This window comes from Allobosea sp. UNC402CLCol, from assembly GCF_000745475.1.
Taxonomy (GTDB): Bacteria; Pseudomonadota; Alphaproteobacteria; order Rhizobiales; family Beijerinckiaceae; genus Allobosea; species Allobosea spartocytisi.
The window spans coordinates 677,078-697,930 of the sequence record NZ_JQJJ01000010.1 but is presented as its reverse complement, the minus strand read 5'-3'; the positions used below and the strand labels follow the sequence as shown (position 1 = coordinate 697,930).

At 67.7% G+C, this 20,853-nt stretch carries 18 protein-coding genes; 6 read left to right on the top strand and 12 right to left on the bottom strand.

The genetic code is table 11. The features are described from left to right. Positions 1-68: 68 nt before the first annotated feature. Positions 69-1,025, bottom strand: a complete 957-nt coding sequence (locus GY40_RS15120; RefSeq protein WP_248311177.1) for a DMT family transporter — start codon at positions 1,023-1,025, stop codon at positions 69-71. Positions 1,026-1,320: 295 nt separating this feature from the next. After that, entirely contained in the window at positions 1,321-2,355 is a 1,035-nt protein-coding gene (locus GY40_RS15115; protein WP_038363528.1) for an aspartate-semialdehyde dehydrogenase, read from the bottom strand. A 458-nt stretch (positions 2,356-2,813) separates the two neighbouring features. Between GY40_RS15115 and GY40_RS15110 the strand changes: the two genes are divergently transcribed. Then, positions 2,814-3,917, top strand: coding sequence for a hypothetical protein (locus GY40_RS15110; protein WP_156115963.1), 1,104 nt, complete (start codon positions 2,814-2,816; stop codon positions 3,915-3,917). 115 nt (positions 3,918-4,032) lie between these two features. Beyond that, complete coding sequence (locus GY40_RS15105; protein ID WP_038363524.1) at positions 4,033-4,338, top strand: hypothetical protein; 306 nt, start codon at positions 4,033-4,035, stop codon at positions 4,336-4,338. A 104-nt stretch (positions 4,339-4,442) separates the two neighbouring features. On the opposite strand, the gene GY40_RS15100 is transcribed toward GY40_RS15105, so the two are convergent. The 3 genes from GY40_RS15100 to GY40_RS15090 all read right to left on the bottom strand — a co-directional run bounded on the left by GY40_RS15100 (position 4,443) and on the right by GY40_RS15090 (position 8,595). After that, positions 4,443-6,839 (bottom strand): transketolase-like TK C-terminal-containing protein, encoded by a 2,397-nt coding sequence (locus GY40_RS15100; RefSeq protein ID WP_038363522.1) that lies wholly within the window; start codon positions 6,837-6,839, stop codon positions 4,443-4,445. Positions 6,840-6,997: 158 nt separating this feature from the next. Further along, complete coding sequence (locus GY40_RS15095) at positions 6,998-7,690, bottom strand: invasion associated locus B family protein (RefSeq protein ID WP_038363519.1); 693 nt, start codon at positions 7,688-7,690, stop codon at positions 6,998-7,000. 227 nt (positions 7,691-7,917) lie between these two features. Then, positions 7,918-8,595 carry a GntR family transcriptional regulator gene (locus GY40_RS15090; protein ID WP_081925417.1) on the bottom strand — a complete coding sequence of 226 codons (678 nt, stop codon included), beginning with the start codon at positions 8,593-8,595 and terminating at the stop codon, positions 7,918-7,920. A gap of 123 nt (positions 8,596-8,718) precedes the next feature. Between GY40_RS15090 and GY40_RS15085 the strand changes: the two genes are divergently transcribed. Further along, on the top strand, positions 8,719-10,140 hold the full coding sequence (locus tag GY40_RS15085) for an amidohydrolase (RefSeq protein ID WP_038363516.1): 1,422 nt from the start codon (positions 8,719-8,721) through the stop codon (positions 10,138-10,140). A 21-nt stretch (positions 10,141-10,161) separates the two neighbouring features. Here the strand turns inward: GY40_RS15085 and GY40_RS15080 are convergent, their stop codons facing one another. Together GY40_RS15080 and pcaQ are read right to left on the bottom strand one after the other, a co-directional pair. Then, complete coding sequence (locus tag GY40_RS15080; RefSeq protein ID WP_156115962.1) at positions 10,162-10,449, bottom strand: hypothetical protein; 288 nt, start codon at positions 10,447-10,449, stop codon at positions 10,162-10,164. A gap of 58 nt (positions 10,450-10,507) precedes the next feature. Next, positions 10,508-11,461 (bottom strand): pca operon transcription factor PcaQ, encoded by a 954-nt coding sequence (gene pcaQ, locus GY40_RS15075; RefSeq protein ID WP_038364326.1) that lies wholly within the window; start codon positions 11,459-11,461, stop codon positions 10,508-10,510. Between the two features lie 203 nt (positions 11,462-11,664). Here pcaQ and GY40_RS15070 point away from each other — a divergent pair, with 203 nt between their 5' ends. Further along, positions 11,665-12,387: a Crp/Fnr family transcriptional regulator gene (locus GY40_RS15070; protein WP_349236406.1), complete on the top strand. Its 723-nt coding sequence runs from the start codon at positions 11,665-11,667 to the stop codon at positions 12,385-12,387. A 17-nt stretch (positions 12,388-12,404) separates the two neighbouring features. On the opposite strand, the gene GY40_RS15065 is transcribed toward GY40_RS15070, so the two are convergent. The 4 genes from GY40_RS15065 to GY40_RS15050 are packed head-to-tail and all read right to left on the bottom strand — an operon-like array spanning position 12,405 to position 15,818. Beyond that, positions 12,405-12,875, bottom strand: a complete 471-nt coding sequence (locus GY40_RS15065) for a hemerythrin domain-containing protein (protein WP_248311176.1) — start codon at positions 12,873-12,875, stop codon at positions 12,405-12,407. Between the two features lie 14 nt (positions 12,876-12,889). Beyond that, on the bottom strand, positions 12,890-13,021 hold the full coding sequence (gene cydX / locus GY40_RS27115) for a cytochrome bd-I oxidase subunit CydX (RefSeq protein WP_038363511.1): 132 nt from the start codon (positions 13,019-13,021) through the stop codon (positions 12,890-12,892). A 22-nt stretch (positions 13,022-13,043) separates the two neighbouring features. Further along, positions 13,044-14,198, bottom strand: a complete 1,155-nt coding sequence (gene cydB, locus GY40_RS15055; RefSeq protein WP_038363508.1) for a cytochrome d ubiquinol oxidase subunit II — start codon at positions 14,196-14,198, stop codon at positions 13,044-13,046. Positions 14,199-14,225: 27 nt separating this feature from the next. After that, positions 14,226-15,818, bottom strand: coding sequence for a cytochrome ubiquinol oxidase subunit I (locus GY40_RS15050; protein WP_038364320.1), 1,593 nt, complete (start codon positions 15,816-15,818; stop codon positions 14,226-14,228). A gap of 100 nt (positions 15,819-15,918) precedes the next feature. Between GY40_RS15050 and GY40_RS15045 the strand changes: the two genes are divergently transcribed. Together GY40_RS15045 and GY40_RS15040 are read left to right on the top strand one after the other, a co-directional pair. After that, positions 15,919-17,535 carry an ATP-binding cassette domain-containing protein gene (locus tag GY40_RS15045; RefSeq protein WP_081925416.1) on the top strand — a complete coding sequence of 539 codons (1,617 nt, stop codon included), beginning with the start codon at positions 15,919-15,921 and terminating at the stop codon, positions 17,533-17,535. Beyond that, positions 17,532-19,130, top strand: coding sequence for an ATP-binding cassette domain-containing protein (locus GY40_RS15040; protein WP_051988078.1), 1,599 nt, complete (start codon positions 17,532-17,534; stop codon positions 19,128-19,130). Before GY40_RS15045 ends, GY40_RS15040 begins: the two co-directional genes overlap by 4 nt. Before the next feature lie 8 nt (positions 19,131-19,138). On the opposite strand, the gene GY40_RS15035 is transcribed toward GY40_RS15040, so the two are convergent. After that, positions 19,139-20,842, bottom strand: a complete 1,704-nt coding sequence (locus tag GY40_RS15035) for an IlvD/Edd family dehydratase (RefSeq protein ID WP_038363506.1) — start codon at positions 20,840-20,842, stop codon at positions 19,139-19,141. Positions 20,843-20,853 lie beyond the last annotated feature (11 nt).

Here is a 20,853-nt window from a genome sequence, read left to right as displayed (position 1 = left end):
GGTTGGCGTAACGTCACCCTACAGCAACTCGGCCGCAATGCCATTCCTCCAAAGGCGGAGCGGCCGCCCTATCGCGGGCCTTGGTTACCAGCCGTGACCTGCCGCGCTCGAATCCGCTCGCGATGGGCGGTGTAGAGGCCCGAGCCCGCGATGACAGCAGCCCCAACCCAGGTCCACAGGTCCGGCAACGCCGCAAACAACAGGAAACCGAAGAGCGCGGCCCAGAAGAGCTGAATATAGGAGAAGGGTGCGAGCAGCGAGGCCGCCGCATAGCGGAAGGCGACGATCACCAGCCAGTGCCCCGCCGTCGAGACGGCGCCGATGAAGAGGCCGACCAGCGCGATCGTCCAATTCGGCTCGACCCAGTGCACCGGGAGCAGCAGGCTCGAGACGATCGCACCGAACACGGTCGAATAGGTGATCGTCGCGATCGGATTCTCGGTCCCGCTCATCATCCTCGTCACGATGAGGGCAAAGGCCCAGCTCAGCGACGAGACCACCGGCAGCAGCGAGGCGAGTTGGAAGCCGCTGCCGCCCGGCCTGACCACGATCAGCACGCCGATCAACCCGACGATCGTGGCGAGCCAGCGCCGCCAGCCGACGCTTTCGCCGAGCAGCGGGATCGATAGGGCGGTGACGAAGAGCGGCGCAACGAAGCTGGTTGCCGTCGCATCGGCGATCTTGAGGTATTTCAGCGACGAGACGAAGAAGATCGACGAGCCGATCAGCCCGATTCCACGCAGCAATTGCAGGCCCGGCCGGCGCGTCCGCAACGAGATCTTGCCGCGCTGGAAGCCGATGATCGCGAGCAGGATGAGCGCCGAGGTGGCGTAACGCAGCCAGACGATATGCAGCGCCGGCACGCTCGCCGCGAGATATTTCGAGGCCGCATCGCCGGCCGACAGGAAGACCGTCGCCAGCAGCATGATGCCGATGCCGAGCAGGGCATTGTCGTGCCGCAGCGATCCGGCTGAGGTCGGATGCGCGGTTTCGGAAGCAGGTCCGGGCGGAATGGGGCTGGGCACAGGGCGGAAAATCGCGAGGGGAACCATAGTCTAATCGATTTGAGAGCCGCGTCGCTGCGCAAAGATCACAGGCGCCTTATGCAGTGTCGGTTTCAGACGCCGGTCCTCGATCGGCAGCGACATCACCGTCATTCCGGACAAGCCGCGAAGCGGCACCGATCCGGAATCCATCGTAAAGCTCCGTGCTCTACGATGGATTCCGGGTTTCCCTTCGGTCGCCCGGAATGACGATTGGCAGCAAAAAGGCGGGCCGAAGCCCGCCTTGGAAACCACCCGAAAAACGCGGCCGCCCCGGTCAGGCCGCCTGCTTGCGCGGCTGGATCAGCTTGCGGTTGACCAGCACCTCGGCGATCTGGATCGCGTTCAGCGCCGCGCCCTTGCGCAGATTGTCGGAGACGCACCAGAAGGCGAGGCCGTTCTCGACGGTCGCATCCTCGCGGATGCGCGAGATATAGGTCGCGTCCTCGCCGGCCGCCTCATGCGGGGTGATGTAGCCGCCGGGCTCGTGCTTGTCGATGACGAGGATGCCCGGCGCCGTGCGCAGCACCTCGCGCGCCTCGTCGACGGTGACCGGCTTCTCGCATTCGATGTTGACGCTCTCGGAATGGCCGATGAAGACCGGCACGCGCACGCAGGTCGCGGTCAGCTTGATCTTCGGGTCGAGGATCTTCTTGGTCTCGACCATCATCTTCCACTCTTCCTTGGTGAAGCCGTCCTCCATGAAGACGTCGATCTGCGGGATGAGGTTGAAGGAGATGCGCTTCGGGAACTTCTTGGTGACGACCTCGCCGGCCGAGAACACCGCGCGGGTCTGGTTGAAGAGCTCGTCCATGCCCTCCTTGCCGGCGCCGGAGACCGACTGGTAGGTCGAGACGACCACGCGCTTGACGCCGAACTTGTCATGCAGCGGCTTCAGCGCCACGACGAGCTGCGCGGTCGAGCAGTTCGGGTTCGCGATGATGTTCATCTTGGTGAAGCCGGCCGCGGCGGCGGCGTTCACTTCCGGCACGATCAGCGGCACGTCCGGATGCATGCGCCAGGCGGAGGAGTTGTCGATCACCACCGCGCCCTGCGCACCGATCTTCGGCGACCATTCCTTGGAGACCTCGCCGCCGGCCGACATCAGGCAGATATCCGTGTCGGAGAAGTCGTAATGCTCCAGCGCCCGGCACTTCAGCGTCTTGTCGCCGAAGGAGACCTCGGTGCCGATGGAGCGGGATGAGGCCAGCGCCACCACCTCGCCGACGGGAAAAGCGCGCTCGGCCAGGATGTCCAGCATCTCGCGGCCCACATTGCCGGTAGCCCCGACCACTGCGACCTTGAAGCTCATTGATGTGATCCTTTGCGGATAGATCGGTTCGGATCTCCCTTTGGGAGCCGACCCGCCCGGTCTTCGGGCTGGTTCGGCGATCTGCCCCCGCCGGGGGGAGATGGACCCGGAACCGAGGCGAAGCGTCAGCGCGACGTACCGGCTTTCCCGGTCGTCGTTTTGGTCGTGTGTTTCGTCGTCAGGCCGACAGTCACGGAACCAATCCCAAAGGGCTGCAAACTTCGCAGGCGGCGCGAGGATGCGCCGAGATCCGTGAGAACACCCGTTGCGTCGAAAAGTCAATCTCCCTCCCGCTCCTGCCCGGTTCGGCCGCCCGCCCGTTAACCCTGCTTCTTGACCGCCTGTTCACGCTGCCGGTCGATTCCGCCCGCTCGGTAACCGCCGGGCGACTCCCCACGGGCAAGCTCGGCACGGGCTGGGATGGTGCAGGGGCGGCGATGCCGCGCGGGAGTGACGGGTTGCATCTGGTTTCAAGCATGGCGGAAAAGGCGGTCCGGGAGGGGCTCGCGCGGATGCGGCCCGGTCTCGCGACGGCGCGCGATTGGGCTCACATGCTCGCGGCACGTCTCAAGAGTCTCGATCTCGTTCCCGGGCTGATCAGCGCCGCCGATCACGGCGAGCGCTTCGCTCGTGCCTTCTGGCAAGGCATGCGCCGCCTCGCGCCACGCCGCGGCCTCGGCTTCGCCGGCGCCCTGCTCTGGCGCGGTGCTGCGGCGCTGGCCGGCCTCGGCCTGACGGCCGCGCTCATCACCGGCCTGTCGGCCAAGGATGAGGACCAGCCCCAACTTGCCAGCCTCACGATCGATCGGACGCCTTCTGAGCTGTCGCGCCCGGCCGCGACCCGTTCCGACCGCCCCGGCCCCGCGAACTGGATGGCGATTCCGCGGCCGATCGCGATGTTCCACCTCAGCTCCCCCGAGCTCGGGCGTGCGACGCCGGCCTATGAGGCCCAGCGCACGGAGGATGGGCGCCGCGAGGATGTCATGACCTTCGCCGCCTTCGCGGAAGCCGGGCCGCATCTCGTTCTGCGCCTGCGCACCGGGCCGCTCGACATGGCCAGCACGCGACCCTTCACGATCGATCTCGTCCGCGAGGCCGCGCTGCGTTCCCTCTCGGTCGGGCGCAGCAGCGCGCCGGCTGCGATCCCGACCCGCTTCGGCCCGCTCGAAACGGCCGACGTCCTCCTCGACGACGGCAATACCAGCCGCAATTGCCTCGCCTTCCGCTCCGCCGGCGCCGAGGCAGGCTTCGCGATGAGCGGCTGGTGGTGCGCTGGCGGCAAGCCGGCTGACCGGCGTCAGCTCACCTGCCTGATCGACCGCCTCGACCTCGCCAATGCCGCAGGCAGCGAGGAGCTACGCCAGTCTTTCACGAAAAGCGAGCTCAAGCGCGACGCGGCCTGCGCAACGCCTTTCCTCGCCACGGCGGGCCGCAAGGCGTCCTGGCTCGACACCGACGGCTCCGTGCCGGCCCTGCGCGTGAAGACGGCGACGGCCGAACCGGCGAAAGCCACGCCGCCCGCGCGACCGGTCCGCCCAAAGGCCACGCGCCGGAAGCGCTGAATCCGCGCAGCGGCCCGCCGTGCTAACAATATTGTTAACAGGCAGGCGCTAGGCTTTGCTTCGTGTTCAGCATGCTTACATCGGGTGGGTAGCGCCACTCCCGGAGACCGCCGTCATGATGTCGTTCAAGCGCGTTGCCACTGCCCTCACCATCGCACTGGCGGCGTCGACCGTCATGGCGGGCATCGCCGAGGCCCAGAGCCGCCGCGAGCCGCTGCGCATCATCGTCCAGAAGCGCAGCTATTTCGATGCCGGGAACGTCGTGCCGGTCGGCTCGATGAACAACTATGCCAGCCAGCACTTCGCGGCGGCGCCGGTCTATGTGAACACCGGCTCGCTCTATGGCGAGAGCACCCTGCCCGGCCGTGTCGGCTCCGGCGCAAATCCCTTCGCCAATACGATCGAGACGCCCCGCTTCTGAACGGGCCAGCCGTCGTGATGTTCGGGCTTGAGCCGAACATCACCTGACCAGCGTCTTCTGGTTTCCGAGATGGTCGGGCCAAGCCCGACCATGACGCATTACCGTCAGGGCAGCGCCTTGAGATAGCGCACCGGCCGCCCCGGCGCGGCCGCATTCGCCGCGTGCACGATCGCGTTCGCGTCGATGCCGAAATGCCGGTAGAGATCGGCGACCGTGCCGGTCTGGCCGAAATGCTCAACGCCGAGCGCCTTTTGCCGATGGCCATGGACGCTGCCGAGCCAGGCCAAAGTCGCCGGATGCCCGTCCAGCACCGAGACGATGCCGCAATCCCGCGACAGCTCTCCGAGTAGCCGCTCGATATGGCTCGTCGCAGCATGGTTGCCGCGCTGACGCGCCCGCTCCGCCGCCTGCCAGCCGGCATTGAGCCGATCGGCCGAGGTGATGGCGAGCAGGCCGACATCGCGCCGGTCCTCGTTGAGCAGCCCCACCGCCTCGATCGCCTCGGATGCCACCGCACCGGTATAGGCGATGACGACCGAGGCGTTCGGACCGGGCTTACGCAGCCAGTAGGCGCCGTCGATGATCTCGCGCTCCAGCTCCGGCGTCATCGTCCGGCTCGGCTGCTCGACCTGCCGGGTCGAGAGCCTGAGATAGACAGAGCCGCCGGTCTCGTCGCGCAGCCAGGTGCGCTCGTCCGGATCGCCCTCGCCATCGCGCTGCATGTAGTCGAAGGACCAGCGCATCATCACCGCGAGTTCGTCGACGAAGGCGGGCTCGAAGGCGCAGAGCCCGTCCTGGCTCATGCCGATCAATGGCGTCGCGATCGATTGATGCGCCCCGCCTTCCGGCGCCAGCGTCACGCCCGACGGCGTCGCCACCACCATGAAGCGCGCATCCTGGTAGCAGGCATAATTCAGCGCATCGAGCCCGCGCGAGATGAAGGGATCGTAGAGCGTGCCGATCGGGATCAGTCGCTCGCCGAAGATCGAATGCGACAGGCCGAGCGCCGACAGGTTGATAAACAGGTTCATCTCGGCGATGCCCAGCTCGATATGCTGGCCGTTCTGCGAGAATTCCCATTTCTGCATCGAGGGAATGCGCTCGTCCTTGAAGGTGTCCGCCATCGAGGCCTTGGCGAAGAGCCCGCGCCGGTTCACCCAGGGGCCGAGATTGGTCGAGACGGTGACGTCCGGCGCCGTCGTCACGATGCGGTCAGCCAATGGCCCGCCGGTCTTGGCGAGATCGTCGAGCACCTTGCCGAAGCCCATCTGGGTGGACATCGTGGCCTGGATGCCGGCCTCCAGCTTCTCCGGAACCGGCAGTTTCGCGGCCGAGAAGCGCCGCCGCCCTTCCGAGAAGAACGGCACCTTGTCGAGGAACGCCCGGATCTCACTCTCGGGCAGGTCGAGGCCCTCGAACAAATCCCATTCATGGCCGGGGCGGATGTCGTTCGCCTTGCGGAAGCCGTCGAGCTGCTCCTTGGTCATCAGCCCGGCATGGTTGTCCTTGTGGCCAGCGAGCGGCAGGCCAAAGCCTTTCACCGTATAGGCGAGGAAGCAGACCGGCCTGTCATGGTCGATGCTCTCGAAGGCTTCCAACAGCGACGGCAGATCATGGCCGCCGAGATTGCACATCAGCTTCGAGAGCTCCGCGTCGGAACGCTTCTCGATCAGCTTCGTCACCGGCCCCTGATCGCCGAGATCGTCCATCAGCCGCTTGCGCCAGGCCGCACCGCCCTGGAAGGTCAGCGCCGAATAGAGCTGGTTCGGGCAGGAATCGATCCAGGCCTTCAGCCGCTCGCCGCCCTTTTCCTTGAAGGCGGCCTGCTGCAGCGAGCCGTATTTCAGCGTGACCACGTCCCAGCCGAAATTGCGGAACATCGTCTCGAACCGGTCGTAGAGCCCCTCGCGGATGACGGCATCGAGCGACTGGCGATTATAGTCGATGATCCACCAGGTATTGCGCAGGCCGTGCTTCCAGCCCTCCATCAGGGCTTCGAAGATATTGCCCTCGTCGAGCTCGGCATCGCCGATCAGCGAGACCATGCGGCCTTCGGGCTTGTCCTTGGCCCAGCCATGCGCCTTCACGTAATCCTGCGTCAGCGAGGAGAACAGCGTCTGCGCGACGCCGAGGCCGACCGATCCGGTCGAGAAATCGACGTCGTCGATGTCCTTGGTGCGGGACGGATAGCTCTGCGCGCCCTTGTAGCCGCGGAAATTCTCCAGCTTCTCGCGCGTCTGCAGGCCCATCAGATAGTTGATGGCGTGGAAGATCGGCGAGGCATGCGGCTTCACCGCGACCCGGTCCTGCGGACGCAGCGCCGCCATGTAGAGCGCGGTCATGATCGTGGCGAGCGAAGCCGAGGAGGCCTGATGCCCGCCGACCTTCATGCCGTCGCCGTTGTCGCGCAGATGATTGGCGTTGTGGATCGTCCATGAAGCCAGCCAGAGGATCTTCCTCTCCAGCTCGGCGAGAAACGGCAGGCGCGGATCGGTCGTCATGATTGGCTCGAACTCCCCAGAACTCCGATCATGCATCGAAGCCTCTGGCTAAGCGAACCAATTTTCAGCGATCGGCCCGCCCGACTTGGCGGATTCCGCCAATCGAGGCGGTATGAAAGCCGGAAGCTGCCAATCTGCTCCTGTGAGCCGAATGCCGGCTATCGATCGATCTGGGCGATGCGGTCGAGCGCCGCGGCAAAGCCGTTGAGCGACACATTGAAGGAAGCCGGTTCGCTGGTGGAGAGGTTGAGCGCCGCCACCGTCAGCGTCTTACCCGTCTTCATCGCATCGGTCGCGACCGTCGGGAAGGAGATCGGCAGGAGGCAGCCCTGCGCCAGGCAGGTCGAGAAGCGCAGGCCCTGGCCCAGATTCTTGTCGTCGAGCCGCAGCACCGCGCCATTGTCGAGCTTCATGCCGAACGGCATCAGGATCGTGCCTTCCGCCCTGCCCTCGCGCGGCGTGCGCAATTCGATGGCGAAGACGCGCTGGCCTGTCTGGCTGTTGCCTTGCGACTGGCTGAGCACGCAGAGCCGCTGGCCGTTGAGGATGCGGCAATCGACCGTCCAGTCGCCATAGGTCTCGTTGATGGCGCTGGCGCCGTTGGGCAGCGTCGCGGCCTGCGTCGCGGGCTGCGTGACGGCTGGCGTCCCTTGCGCGGAAGGAGCCGGAGTGGCGGGCTTGGCCACCGGCCGTGCCGGCGCGGCTGGCCTGGGAGCCTGGCGCGGGACCGTAGGCGCCGCAGGCGCGGCAGAGGGCTCTTCCTGCGCTTGCAGCGGCCCGATGCCGAACCAAAGCGCCGAGATCAGAAGCGCTGCGGAGGAAACCAAGGTCAGGCGACAAGAAAGATTCATGACGGCTCAGTTCAGCAAGAGGGCCTGGAACGACAGGTAGCAAGGCACCCGGGCAGCGTCAAAACCCGATGCACCACGCCCCCAACAAGATCTCATCATGTGTCTTTTCAGCAAGGAAACTGAATTCGATCAAATCTAAACTTCAATCTCCAGATGCCAGCGGCGGCCGGAGAGAATGACGCCTGCGTCCAAAATCGGACCGATGAGCCATCGGCGGAATCCCGCGCCTATTCCGCGCTCTGCTGGATATGCTCCCCCACCAGCCGCCGCAGCGCCTCCGTGTCGCGCGCGGCCAGCGCCTCGACCATCGCCAGATGTTCGCGGTTCGACTGCTCGATGCGGCTGCGCTTCTGCCATTGCCCGGCCACGGCCGAGGAGATGCGCCCGCGCAGCTCCTTCACCAGCGCCGCCAATTCGAGATTGCCGCACAGCCCGAGCAGATGCTCGTGGAAGGCGATGTTCGCATCGTGCAGGTCGATGGCCGTGCCGTTCAGCAGCAGCGCCTCGAAGTGCCGCGCCAGCCGCATCGCCTGCGCGATATCCTCTTCCCGCGCCCGCGCCACGATGCCGTCGACCGCGCTGGTTTCCAGGATGACCCGCACGGCCCGGATCTCCTGCGCCAGCCGCCCATCCGGCTTGAAGACGTGGTAGCCGCGATTGGGCAGATGCACGACCAGCCGCTTCTGCACCAGCCGGTCGAGCGCCCGGCGGACATCCATGCGCTTGGCTCCATGGCGTTCCTCGATGTCGATCTGCTTGAGCCATTGGCCGGGGGAAAGCGCACCGGACTGGATCTCCGCCGCGAGGAGATTCGCCAGGGCTTCGTGACGCTCCGCACGCGCCTTTGCGCTCTTGCCGCGATTCTTGCCGCGAACGGCCCCACCGCTCAGCTCGCTCTCAGACATCGTTGCCCCATGCACCGTTCGATCGGCCGCCCCGCATCCGGCTCGGCTTGTCGCGCCATGACCCTTATGCGAGAAATTGGCGCCAATATCAAAGATGACTTACATCCGGGAACAGGAACTCCGATGAGCAACAGCAAGGAAGTCTGGCAGCGCGTGGACGACAAGGCGCCGGGCTATTTCGCGTTGTCCGACCGCATCTGGCACATGCCCGAGCTCAATTATCAGGAGGTCCGTTCCGCCGCCGAGCACCGCGCCATGCTGGAGCGCGAAGGCTTCCGCATCACCGAGAATGTCGCCGGCATCCCGACCGCCCTGATCGGCGAAGCGGGAGAGGACGGCCCGGTCATCGCGATCATGGGCGAGTACGACGCCCTGCCCGGCCTGAGCCAGGAGGCCGGCATCGCGAGCGAGACGCCGGTTCAGAAGGGCGGCAATGGCCATGGCTGCGGCCACAACATGCTGGGTTCCGCCTCGCTGCTCGCGGCCGCCGCGGTCAAGGACTATCTCGCGGCCAACGGGCTCAAGGGCCGGGTGCGCTATTATGGCTGCCCCGCCGAGGAAGGCGGCTCCGCCAAGGGCTTCATGGTCCGCGCCGGCGCCTTCGACGATGTCGACATCGCCCTGTGCTGGCACCCGGCCTCCTTCACCGGGGTCAACCGGCCGTTCTCGCTGGCCTGCGTCGAGGTCGAGTTCACCTTCACCGGGCGCGCCTCGCACGCCGCCGCCGCGCCCCATCTCGGCCGCTCGGCGCTCGATGCGGTCGAATTGATGCATATCGGCGTCAACTACATGCGCGAGCACATGCCATCGACGGCCCGCGTGCACTACGCCATCATCAACGCTGGCGGCATAGCGCCGAACGTGGTGCAGGCGACGGCGACGACACGCCAGCTCATCCGGGCCGCCAACCTGTCGGAGATGTGGAGCCTCGTCGCCCGCGTGAAGAAGATCGCCGAGGGCGCCGCGCTGATGACGGAGACGCAGGTCGCAGCCAAGCAGCTTTCGGGCGACGCCAATCTCGTCGGCAACCGCCCGCTCGAGGAAGCGATGCATGCCAATCTGCAGGCGCTGGGCGGCCCCGGCTTCGACGCGGCCGATCAGGCTTTCGCGGCAAAGTTCCAGAAGACCCTCAATGGCGAGGACATCGCCTCCTCCTATGCCCGCTTCGGCTTGAAGCCGAAGGCGGGCGAATCGCTGAGCGACGAGATCTACCCGCTCGGCTCCGGCAGCGATTCCTTCGTCGGCTCCACCGATGTCGGCACGGTGAGCTGGGTCGTCCCCACCGTCCAGTGCCGCGCCGCCTGCTATGCGGTCGGCACGCCCGGCCATTCCTGGCAGCTTGTCGCGCAAGGCCTGGCGCCGGCGGCGCATAAGGGTCTCGCGCTCGCGGCCAAGGCCATGGCCGGCGTCGCCCAGGATGTGCTGAACGACCCCGCCCTGCTCAAGGCCGCGAAGGATGAGTTCGCCAGCTTCCGCGCGGGCAACCCCTTCGCCAACCCGATCACGGACGATGTCGAGCCGCCGCTCGACATGGCCGCTCACTGAGTCGATTCGGCTCGGCCGGCTCTACGCTTCGGAGCCGGTCGGGCGGGTCGCCTTGAATTCCTCGACGGCCGCGGTGGCGAGGTCCGTGACGGAAGCAGGCGGCGCGCCGATGAGGCGCAGCACGATCCGCCCGAGACGGGCCTTGGCATCGGTTTCCAGCTCCGGATCCAGCCGTCCGTCATGGTCGAGCGACGCCCAGGCGCGGGCATGGACCGCTTCGGCGACGAGCAGTTCGCTGGAGTTCAGCACTCCGGGAAAACGGAAGGAGCGGCTCTGGATCGGCGTATCGGACATGAGGCTATCGGGCATGGTCACCGCGCCGATATAGGGTCCGGGCCGGCGAGGGCAACCCCGCCCGTGGTCGCACTCAACCGTGCGGGGCCGTGTCCATGGCCCGTTGCGCCACGAGCTCCCGCAGCGCCGCGGCCAGAAGCTGCGCCGGCAGCGGCAATGCCGTATCGGTCCGCGTCGTCAGGCCGACCGGGCCGAACGTATCGCCCGTATCGGCCGGCAACACGGACAGCCAGCCCGTCCTGACATCCTCCGCGACGACGCCTTCCGAGATGAACCAGATTCCGTCGGTGAGGCGCAGGTAATTGCGCGCGAAGGCATCCGAGACCGTCTCGATCACTCCGGCGGCCGGCTGCAGCGCATGGGCGACGAGATAGCGCTCCACCGTGGAACTGATCACCGAGCCGGGCGGCGGCAGCAGCCATTGATGGCGGGCGACCCCGGCGATGTCGAAAGGCGAGGATGCCAGCAGCGGATGGTGCGGACCGACCACCAGCGCGATCCGCTCGGAATAGAGATGCTCGAAGGCGAAGCCCCGCATCGTCTCCGGGTCTGCCATGCGGCCGATGACGAGATCGAGATCGCCCAGCCTGAGCTGGGACATCAGCACGTCGTTCGGCCCGGTCACGACACGCGGGCGCATCGCGCCATGGCGCTCCATGACCTGCGCGAGCGCGCGCGGCAGCATATGCGCCGAAACGGTCGGCAGCGCCCCGACGGAGAAGGCGATATCCGTATTGGCGCCGTCGCGCCCGACCATGCTGATGCCTTGCCTGAGCGCCGTCACGCTCGATCCGGCATAGCGCAGGAAGACCTCCCCCGGCCCGGTCAGCATCATCGGCCGGCGGTTCTGCTCGAACAGCGAAACCCCGAGCGCGTCCTCCAGCTCCTGAACCGTCTTGGAGATGGCCGGCTGGCTCAATCCAAGCAGAGCGGCCGCCTTCACCACGCTCTTCAGCCGGGCCACCTCCAGGAAGCACACCAGATGGCGCAGCTTGATTCGTCCGTTCAGCGGGACAGGGCGGGGCATCGTCACGTCCGGGATGATCCTGAAATTGATCCTGAGGCCGATGGTTGAGCATAGCGGCCCGGCCCCGCGCCAGGAAACCCGTGCCGTGCGCGGCGGATCGAGAGAGTTTTCCCCGGTGTCATAACGATGGGTCTCATCCTGCGGCATCGTGGACGGCCTGCCGAGTTGGCCGCGCAGCGCGGATCGGGATAAGGTACTTCACCGTGCGCGAAGACATTCATACAACCGGCTTTCCGGTCCTTTGCGCCTCCTGCGAGGCGCGCCACCGCGGCATCTGCGGCTCGCTGACGGCCGAGCAGCTCACCCAGCTGGCGAAATCCTCCTCGAAGCGAAGAGCCGAGCAGGGCGCCGAGCTGATCGGCGAGGCCGAGAACGTGGAGAGCTATGCGAACGTCCTGTCCGGCGTGGTGAAGCTGACGAAGATGCTCTCCGACGGCCGGCAGCAGATCGTCGGCCTGCAATTCGCGCCGGATTTCGTCGGCAGGCCCTTCCGGACCGAGAGCACGCTCACCGCCGAGGCCGCGACCGATGTCGAGCTCTGCTCCTTCCCTCGTGCGGCCGTCGAGCGGATGATGGTGGCGCAGCCCGATCTGGAGCATCGCCTGCTGCAGCAGACCCTGAAGGAGCTCGATCAGGCGCGGGACTGGATGGTGACGCTCGGCCGCAAGACCGCCGCAGAGAAGGTCGCAAGCTTCCTGCTGATGATCGCGCGCAATATCGACCCGACGATGCAGCCGGGGCAGCGCGCCGTCGCCTTCGACCTGCCGCTCTCGCGGGCCGAGATCGCCGATTTCCTCGGGCTGACCATCGAGACCGTCAGCCGACAATTCACGCGCCTGCGCACCGAGGGCGCGATCAGCATCGAGCACAACCGCCACGTCATCCTCGACGACATCCGCAAGCTCGCCGCCTCTTCGGGGGATTGACCGGACGGTCGCGCGCCTCAGCGCCCATCCGGCCCGGGCAGCGCCGACAGGATGCAGTCCTGCTCGAAGGCGATGTGCCGGCGCATCGAATCGAACAGCGCCCGCAGCATGTAGCCGAAGGCCTCCGGATTCGCGATCGGCCGGCCATTGCCATAGGCCAGCAGCGCTTCGCTGAGATCCTCGGCGGCACAGCGATCCTGCACATGCTCGGCCCTGAGCCGGTTCACGATCCCGGCGTTGCGCCGCGACGTCGCGAAAGCCGGAAAGACCGAGCGCTCCTCGAAGCGGTGGCAGGCGTCGATGAGCGGCACCAGACTGTTCCCCAGCATCAGGCAGCGCAGCCGGTCGACATGGGAGGGCAGGTCGTCGGCGAGCTGCTCCAGCGCATCGCAGATTTCCAGCATCCGCGCATGGCCGCGCGCCATGTCGATATGCGGGACGAAGCCGGCCCCACTCTGTCCGCCGCCGCTGGCTGCATGCCGCGCCATGGCCGGCCTGCCGGTCAGGGCGTCGGCAGCAGCACGGTTGCCTTCGCCGGCTCCTCACGCACGGTGCGCAGCTCGTACCACAGCGCGTTCAGGATGCCGACGGAGGCGGCGAGGCCGAGGCCGAGAATCCAGGCGAAATACCACATGGCGCGTTCACTCCTGTCCGGATCAATAGGCCGAATGGCCGGCGTCCTCGACGCTCTTCTCGGTGACCTTGCCCCACAGCACGCTGTAGACCCAGGCGGTGTAGGCCAGGATCAGCGGCATGAAGATCACCGTCGCCAGTAGCATGTTGCGCAGCGTGGCGCGGCTCGACGAGGCATCGAACACCGCGAGCGAATGGCCGGGATTGCTGCTCGAGGGCAGCAGGATCGGGAACATCGCGACGCCGACCGTCGCCACGATCATGGCGACGCCGAGCTTGGAGGCGAGGAAGGTCAGCCCCTCCCACCGCGCCCGGAAGCCGATCGCCGCCAGCAGCGGCGCCACGACGCCGAGCGCCGGCACCGCCCAGAGCGCGGGATGCGCCCGGAAATTCGCAAGCCAGGCGGCGGGATCGGCGACGACGGTCTTTAGCAGCGGATTCGACGGCCCGTCCCAGACGATCGGCGAGGTCACGCGATAGCCGCCGAGCAGCCCGAGCCAGACCAGCACCCCGCCGCCCGCGAACAGCAGGGCCGTCAGGAACGCCGCCATCGTGCCGAAATCGCGGGCCCGGCCGGCGACGGCCCCGTCGGCCTTGAAGGTCAGCCACGCCGCGCCGTGCATCGTCAGCATCGCCAGCGAAACCAGACCGCAATACAAGGCGAGCGGATTGAGCAGGCCGAAGAGATTGCCCTCGTAGATCGGTCGCAGATCCGGCGTGAAATGGAAGGGCACGCCCTGCAGCGTGTTGCCGACCGCGACGCCGAAGATCAGCGAGGGAACCGCGCCGCCGATGAACAGCGCCCAGTCCCAACGCTCGCGCCAGGCCGGATCGGGCTTCTTGGAGCGGTATTTGAAGCCGACGGGTCTGAGGATAAGCGCGCACAGCACCAGGAACATCGCGAGGTAGAAGCCCGAGAAGCTCATCGCGTAGAGCGCCGGCCAGGCCGCGAAGATCGCGCCGCCGCCCAGGATGAACCAGACCTGGTTGCCCTCCCAGACCGGGCCGATCGTGTTGATCGCTACCCGCCGCTCGATGTCTTCCTTCGCGACGAAGGGCAGGAGCGTGCCTACACCCATGTCGAAGCCGTCCATCACGGCGAACCCGATCAGCAGAACGCCGAGCAGCACCCACCAGACCAGCCGCAGCGTTTCGTAGGAGAAGAGAAAGTCGATCATCGTCGTGATCCTTGGCTTGGCGTCCGGTCACTCGGCGGGATAGGGCGCGACGGCGTGCGGCCCCGGCTGCCCCGGTCGCCTCGGCCGCAGCCCCTCGACCACATCGGCGACATCGGGCCCCTTGCGGATGGCGGCGAGCATCAGCTTGACCTCGATGACGGCGAGCGTGCCGTAGAGCAGGGTAAAGCCGGCGATGGTGAGCAACAGGTTGTAGACGCCGAGCTCGGAGGTCGCGAGGAAGCTCGGCAGCACGCCCTCGATGATCCAGGGTTGGCGACCGAACTCGGCGACGAACCAGCCGACCTCGATCGCGATCCAGGGCAGCGGCATGGCCAGCAGCGCCATGCGGAACAGCCAGCGCGGCGCTTCCGACTCGCGGATAGTGTGCCAGAGCGAGACCGCGAAGACACCGAGCAGGATGAAGGCGCACAGCACCATCAGGCGGAAACCGAAGAACAGCCAGGGCACGCCCGGCACGGTCGACCAGGCGGCGTCCTTGATGTGCTGGTCTGTCGCCTGCCGTGGATCAGCGACGAACTGCTTCAGCAGCAGCGCGTAGCCGAGATCATGCGAGGAGGCCTTGAAGGCCGCGCGGGCGACGCCGTCATTGCGGTCCGCCTTCATCTTCTCCAGCGCGTCATAGGCGACGAGCCCGTCGCGGATGCGCGCCTCGGCCCGCTGCACCAGCTCGTTGATGCCGGGGATCGGCGTGTCGACCGAGCGCGTGCCGATGAGCCCCATCACCCAGGGGATATGGATGGCGAAATGGGTCTTGCGATCGGTAAGGCTGGGGATGCCGATGGCGGTGAAGGAGGCCGGGGCCGGCTCGGTCTCCCACATCGCCTCGATCGCGGCGAGCTTCATCTTCTGGTTGTCGGTAAGCGCATAGCCGCTCTCGTCGCCAAGCACGATGACCGAGAGCGCCGAGGCGAGGCCGAAGGCCGAGGCGATGACGAAGGAGCGCTTGGCGAGCTGCACATGCCGGCCACGCAGCATGTACCAGCCGGAGACGCCGAGCACGAAGGTGGCGGCGCAGACATAGCCGGCCGAGACGGTGTGCACGAACTTCGCCTGCGCGACGGGGTTGAAGATCACCGCCACGAAGTCGGTGACTTCCATGCGCATCGTGTCGGGGTTGAAGGCCGCGCCGACCGGGTTCTGCATCCAGCCATTGGCGATGAGGATCCACAGCGCCGAGAAATTCGTGCCCAGCGCCATCAGCCAGGTCACGATCAGATGGGCGCGCGGCGAGAGCCTGTCCCAGCCGAAGAAGAACAGGCCGACGAAGGTCGCCTCGAGGAAGAAGGCCATCAGGCCCTCGATCGCCAGCGGCGCCCCGAACACGTCGCCGACATAATGCGAGTAATAGGCCCAGTTCATGCCGAACTGGAATTCCATGGTGATGCCGGTCGCGACGCCGAGCGCGAAGTTGATGCCGAACAGCACGCCCCAGAACTTCGTCATGTCGCGCCAGATCGGCCGGCGGGTCATGACATAGACCGTCTCCATCATCGCGATCAGGATGGAGAGGCCGAGCGTCAGCGGCACGAAGAGGAAATGATAGAGGGCCGTCAGCGCGAACTGCAGGCGGGATAAATCGACGAGGAGCGGATCGACCATGGCATCATCCTTTCGGGACGCTCTCTTGTAGCCGCGCTCGCCGTCGAGCCTCTTGATCTGGATCAAGCGAGCATGCGCCGCGTCATGCGAGAGAAGGGACATGGAGCAGCCCGTCACAGCGGAAGACCGGCCTGACCGTCGCGGCGGAAGCCCTGACGCCTTCGCGGTGCTCGCCCGGGCGCGGCGTCTCGGCAGCGCAGGGCTCGGCCGCCTGCTCGGCTGGCAGCTCGTCCGCACCGCGCTGCGCCTCGCCGCCGCGGCGTCGATGGCCGTGCCCTTCGGCAAGCTGATCATGGAGCAGCCATTCGGGGGCTCGCTCCTGACTGCGCTGGCGATCTCCGTGCCGGGCGCCGCCGTCGCCGGGCTGATGGCCGATCGCGCGCAGGCACGGACCGAGACGGAGGTTTCGACGGCACTGCGCAACGACGCCATCGGAAGGCTGCAAGCCATGCCAGCAGGCCGGCTGCGCGCGCTCGCGGCCGGCAGCGTCACGGTCGGCCTCCAGCGCCATCCCGAGGCGGTGGCGGGCCTCGTCATCGGTCACCGCGCCGCCAGCCTGATGATGGCGATCGGTCCGCTCATGGCGGCGGTCGCGCTCGCCGTCGTCTCCTGGCAGGCGGCCTTGCTCGTTCTCGTCCTGACGCCGGTGATGATCCTGTTCTTCGCGCTGGTCGGCGAAACCATCCGCAGCCGCGCCGACGCGCAGGAGAAGGCCTTCAGCCATCTCGCCGGCCAGTTCGCCGACCGCATCCGCACGCTCCCGACCATCCTCGCCAACGACGCGCTGGCGGTGGAAGAGGCCAAGCTCGCCGGCCGGCTCGACGCCTATACGGCCAAGACCATGGGCGTGCTGCGCATCGCCTTCATCAATGCCGGGCTGATCGACTTCTTCGCCTCGCTCTCGATCGCGATGCTCGCCGTCTTCCTCGGCCTCGGCCATCTCGGACTCGCCACGATTCCCGGCTTCTCCGGTCTCGAACTCTGGCAGAGCCTCTTCATCCTGATGATCGCGCCGGACTATTTCGCGCCCTTCCGCCGCTTTTCCGAGCAGTACCACGCCAAGGCCGAGGGGCTCGCCGCCTCGGCCGCACTCGACCACCTGCTCGACGCCGAACCTGCTCCCGCGCCAGCCCTGCCGGCAGTCGAGCGGGCATTGTCGAAAATGACGATGCCGCCCAGCGGCCTCCTCGTCATCTCCGGTCCGAGCGGGGCCGGCAAATCGACCTTGCTGCGCCGGCTCGCCGGCATCGAGGCGGGGCCGACGCCTTCGCCATGGACAATGCCGCAGGGCTGCGTCTGGGTCGCGACCGACAGCTTCGTCGCGACCGGCACCTTGGCCGAGGCCATCGGCAACAACGGGCTCGACGCCCCCTGCCCGACCCGCCTGCGCGCGGCGGCAGCCAGCGTCGGCCTGCTCGACGACGCCTTGCTGCCCGGCGGCCTCGCGGCCCGTATCGGCGAGGGCGGCGCCAATCTCTCCGGCGGCCAGAGACTGCGGATTGCGCTCGCCCGCGCGCTCGTCAGCCAGCGCACGGTCATCGCCGACGAGCCGACCGCCAAGCTCGACCCGGCGACGGCCGATGCGGTGCGCCGCGCCCTGCTCGACATGGCGAACAGCCGGCTCGTCATCGTCGCGAGCCACGACCCCGAGCTGATCGCGCTGGCCGATCGGCGCATCGCGCTCGATGCGACCGCCTCTCTGGAGGAAGCGGCATGAGGGACAACGCGGCAACGCGCGGCGCCGCCGCTCGCAAGCTGTGGCGCTATGCCGGGGCGCTTGCCGCCGCGGCGCTGCTATGCGGTGTCCTGCTGGGCGGGCTGTCGGCCTGGTTCCTCGGCTCGGTCGCCATTGCGGGGCTCACAAGCGCCGCCTACAGCTTCAATGTCCATATCCCCGGAGCCCTGGTGCGCCTCTTCGCGGTCGGCCGGACGGCCGCACGCTATGGCGAGCGCCTCACCGGCCACCACGCGGCGCTGGCGGACCAGACGACGCATCGGGTCGGATTGTTCGAGGCGATGGCCGCGGCCCCGACCGTGCGCGGTGCCGGCTGGCAGCTCGCCGATCAGGCGCGTCTCGCCGACTATCTCGACGATGTCGAGGATCTCGACTTCGCCCGGCTGCGGGCCGATCTCCCGGCCCTTCTCCTCGCCGCCGGCCTGATCGGCGCCCTGATCGCAACCGCTTTCGTTGCGCCGCTGGCACTCATCCCCATCATCGCGCTGCTCTGCGCGCTCGGCGCCATGGCGCAGCAGCTCGCGCGAGCCGGTGCCACCTCATGGGCGCAAACCCGCCTGTTACGGCGCCAGGCCGCGCAGCAATTCGGGGCGGCCCTGACCTCGGCCGTCCCGCTGCAAGCGGAACAGGCCTGGGCCGGCCGCTGTGCCGATGCGCTCGGCCGCTTCTCGCAAGCCGAGGAAGCCCAGCGCGCCCTGCGGCTCGCTCAGGCCGGCCTCGATGCGCTGGCCTCGCTGCTTGGCCCCGTCGCTGGCGTCAGCATCTTCGCCGCGGCCTGGTTCGCCGGCGCGCGGGGCGAGGCTCTGCTGATCCCGGCCTTCCTCGCCTTTTCCTGGGTCGCGCTCGCCGAGACGGCGCAAGGCCCCTCGCGCATGGTCGTCGCCGCCTTGCGCCGCCGGGCCGCGAAGGCGGAGATCGAGCGCTGGATCGGCACAGCGACGCAACCGGCGCACTCTCCGACACGGTCGCCGGCAGGGCTCACAGCCCTCCACACGTCGATGCAGCGCCGCGCCCCGGACGGGCGCCCGCTCGGCGCCAGGCTCACGCTCGCGCTGACGGCCGGTCGGCCGACGATCCTCACCGGCGCGAGCGGTGTCGGCAAGACCAGCCTGCTCAAGCAGATCGCCGGCTGGATCGGGCAGGACAGCATGGAGAGCGAGACCGGCCCCCTATCGGCCGAGGACCGGCGCAGGATGGCGATGTTCTGCCCGCATGACGCCGCGATCCTCACGGACACGGTGCGGGCCAATCTCTTCGCAACCGCCCTCCCCGACGAAGAGCTCTGGCAGGCGCTCGAAGCCGTCGAGTTGGCTGATCGCATCGATGCCGCCGGCGGTCTGGACGGCTGGATCGCGCAGGACATGCTCTCGCTCGGCGAGGCGCAGCGGCTCAACCTCGCCCGCGCCTGGCTTTCGACGAAGCCGCTTATCCTGCTCGACGAGCCGACCGAGCATCTGCGCGCCGATCAGGGGCAGCGCATCCTGGCACGCCTCGTCGAGCGTCTCGACGACCGCATCGTCGTGATGTCGAGCCACAACGCTACCGGCCTGCCCGACGCCGCGACGATCCGGCTCTGACGACCTCCTCAGCAGAAATCGAAATCGACGCCCTCGTCCGCCTGCAGCACATGGCTGTCATAGAGCTTGTCGTAGCCGCGCCGTTCGACCTCGCCCGCAGGCGGCCGTGCCGCGCGCCGCGCCGCCAGCTCCGCCTCATCGACCAGCAGGTCGAGCCGCCTCTCGGAAACGCTGAGCCTGATCCGGTCGCCATTGCGCACCAGCGCGAGCGGCCCGCCAACAGCCGCTTCCGGCGCGACATGCAGGACGATGGCGCCATAGGCGGTGCCGGACATGCGCGCATCGGAAATACGGACCATGTCCTTGACGCCGCGCGCCGCGAGCTTGCGCGGGATCGGCAGATAGCCGGCTTCCGGCATCGCCGCGCTGCTGCGCGGCCCGGCATTCTGCAGCACCAGCACGTCATCGGGCTCGACATCGAGGTCGGGATCGTCGATCCGGGCCGCGAGATCCTCCAGCGAGGCGAAGACGACGGCGCGGCCTTCATGCTCCAGCAGGCGCTTCTCGGCCGCCGCCCGCTTCACGATCGCACCGCGCGGCGCCAGCGTCCCGAAAACCGCGACGAGGCCGCCATCGGGATCGACCGGCTCCGCGCGCGACCGGATGACGCCGCGATCGAGCGCCTCGACCAACGGCGCATCGATGAGCTCGCCCAGCGTCTTGCCGGTCACGCTCAGCGCATCGAGATGCAGCAGGTCGCGCAATTCGCGCAGGACCGCCGGCACGCCGCCGGCCGCGAAGAAGTCTTCCATGTAATTGGCGCCGACCGGCTTCAGATTGACCAGCACCGGCGTCTCGTCCGAGAGCCGGTTGAGGCGGTCGAGGTCGACCTTGACGCCGGCGCGTCGCGCGACGGCGGTCAGATGGATGACGGCGTTGGTCGAGCCTGAGATCGCGAGCAGCACCCGCCAGGCATTCTCGATCGCCTTTTCAGTGACGATCTGGCGCGGCCGCAGCGTCTGGGTGCCGATCAGTTCCACCGCCCGCCGGCCGCTCTCCTCGGCGCAGCGCAGCCGGTCGGCATGAACGGCCGGGATCGCCGCCGAGCGCGGCAGCGCCAGCCCCAGCGTCTCGGCGATGCAGGCCATCGTGCTCGCCGTTCCCATCACCGCGCAGGTACCCGCGGTGGTGGCGAGCCGTCCCTCGACGGCCTCGATCTCGGCGGCGTCGATCTCGCTGGCGCGGTAGCGCGCCCAGAAGCGGCGGCAATCGGTGCAGGCGCCGAGACGCTCGCCGCGATGGCGCCCGGTCGACATCGGCCCGCCGACGAGCTGCACCGTCGGCACATTGGCGGAGAGCGCCGCCATGAGCTGCGCCGGCACGGTCTTGTCGCAGCCGCCCATCAGCACCACGGCGTCGATCGGCTGGGCGCGGATCATCTCCTCGGTGTCCATCGCCATCAAATTGCGGAATTTGAGGCTGGTCGGATTGAGGAAGACCTCGCCCAGCGAGATCGTCGGGAATTCCACCGGCAAGCCGCCGGCCATCAGCACGCCGCGCTTCACCGCCTCCAGCAATTCCGGGAAATGGCGGTGGCAGTTGTTGAAGCCGCTATAGGTGTTGGCGATGCCGACGATCGGCCGCGCCAGCGCCTCGTCGGAATAGCCCATCGAACGCGCGAAGGAGCGTCGCAGATAGGCGGCGAACTCCGGGTCGCCGTAATTGGTGAGGCCGCCGGCGATGCCGCGCCCCTTCGCTTGCCCATCGCCCATGCGTTCCTCCC

Coding starts and splice junctions, on each gene's coding strand:
- GY40_RS15115 (WP_038363528.1), bottom strand. CDS start 2,355: ATGAGCTTCAAGGTCGCAGTGGTCGGGGCTACCGGCAATGTGGGCCGC.
- GY40_RS15105 (WP_038363524.1), top strand. CDS start 4,033: ATGATGTCGTTCAAGCGCGTTGCCACTGCCCTCACCATCGCACTGGCG.
- GY40_RS15100 (WP_038363522.1), bottom strand. CDS start 6,839: ATGACGACCGATCCGCGCCTGCCGTTTCTCGCCGAGCTGGAGAGGAAG.
- GY40_RS15095 (WP_038363519.1), bottom strand. CDS start 7,690: ATGAATCTTTCTTGTCGCCTGACCTTGGTTTCCTCCGCAGCGCTTCTG.
- GY40_RS15090 (WP_081925417.1), bottom strand. CDS start 8,595: ATGTCTGAGAGCGAGCTGAGCGGTGGGGCCGTTCGCGGCAAGAATCGC.
- GY40_RS15085 (WP_038363516.1), top strand. CDS start 8,719: ATGAGCAACAGCAAGGAAGTCTGGCAGCGCGTGGACGACAAGGCGCCG.
- GY40_RS15080 (WP_156115962.1), bottom strand. CDS start 10,449: ATGCCCGATAGCCTCATGTCCGATACGCCGATCCAGAGCCGCTCCTTC.
- pcaQ (WP_038364326.1), bottom strand. CDS start 11,461: ATGCCCCGCCCTGTCCCGCTGAACGGACGAATCAAGCTGCGCCATCTG.
- GY40_RS15065 (WP_248311176.1), bottom strand. CDS start 12,875: ATGGCGCGGCATGCAGCCAGCGGCGGCGGACAGAGTGGGGCCGGCTTC.
- cydX (WP_038363511.1), bottom strand. CDS start 13,021: ATGTGGTATTTCGCCTGGATTCTCGGCCTCGGCCTCGCCGCCTCCGTC.
- cydB (WP_038363508.1), bottom strand. CDS start 14,198: ATGATCGACTTTCTCTTCTCCTACGAAACGCTGCGGCTGGTCTGGTGG.
- GY40_RS15050 (WP_038364320.1), bottom strand. CDS start 15,818: ATGGTCGATCCGCTCCTCGTCGATTTATCCCGCCTGCAGTTCGCGCTG.
- GY40_RS15045 (WP_081925416.1), top strand. CDS start 15,919: ATGGAGCAGCCCGTCACAGCGGAAGACCGGCCTGACCGTCGCGGCGGA.
- GY40_RS15040 (WP_051988078.1), top strand. CDS start 17,532: ATGAGGGACAACGCGGCAACGCGCGGCGCCGCCGCTCGCAAGCTGTGG.
- GY40_RS15035 (WP_038363506.1), bottom strand. CDS start 20,842: ATGGGCGATGGGCAAGCGAAGGGGCGCGGCATCGCCGGCGGCCTCACC.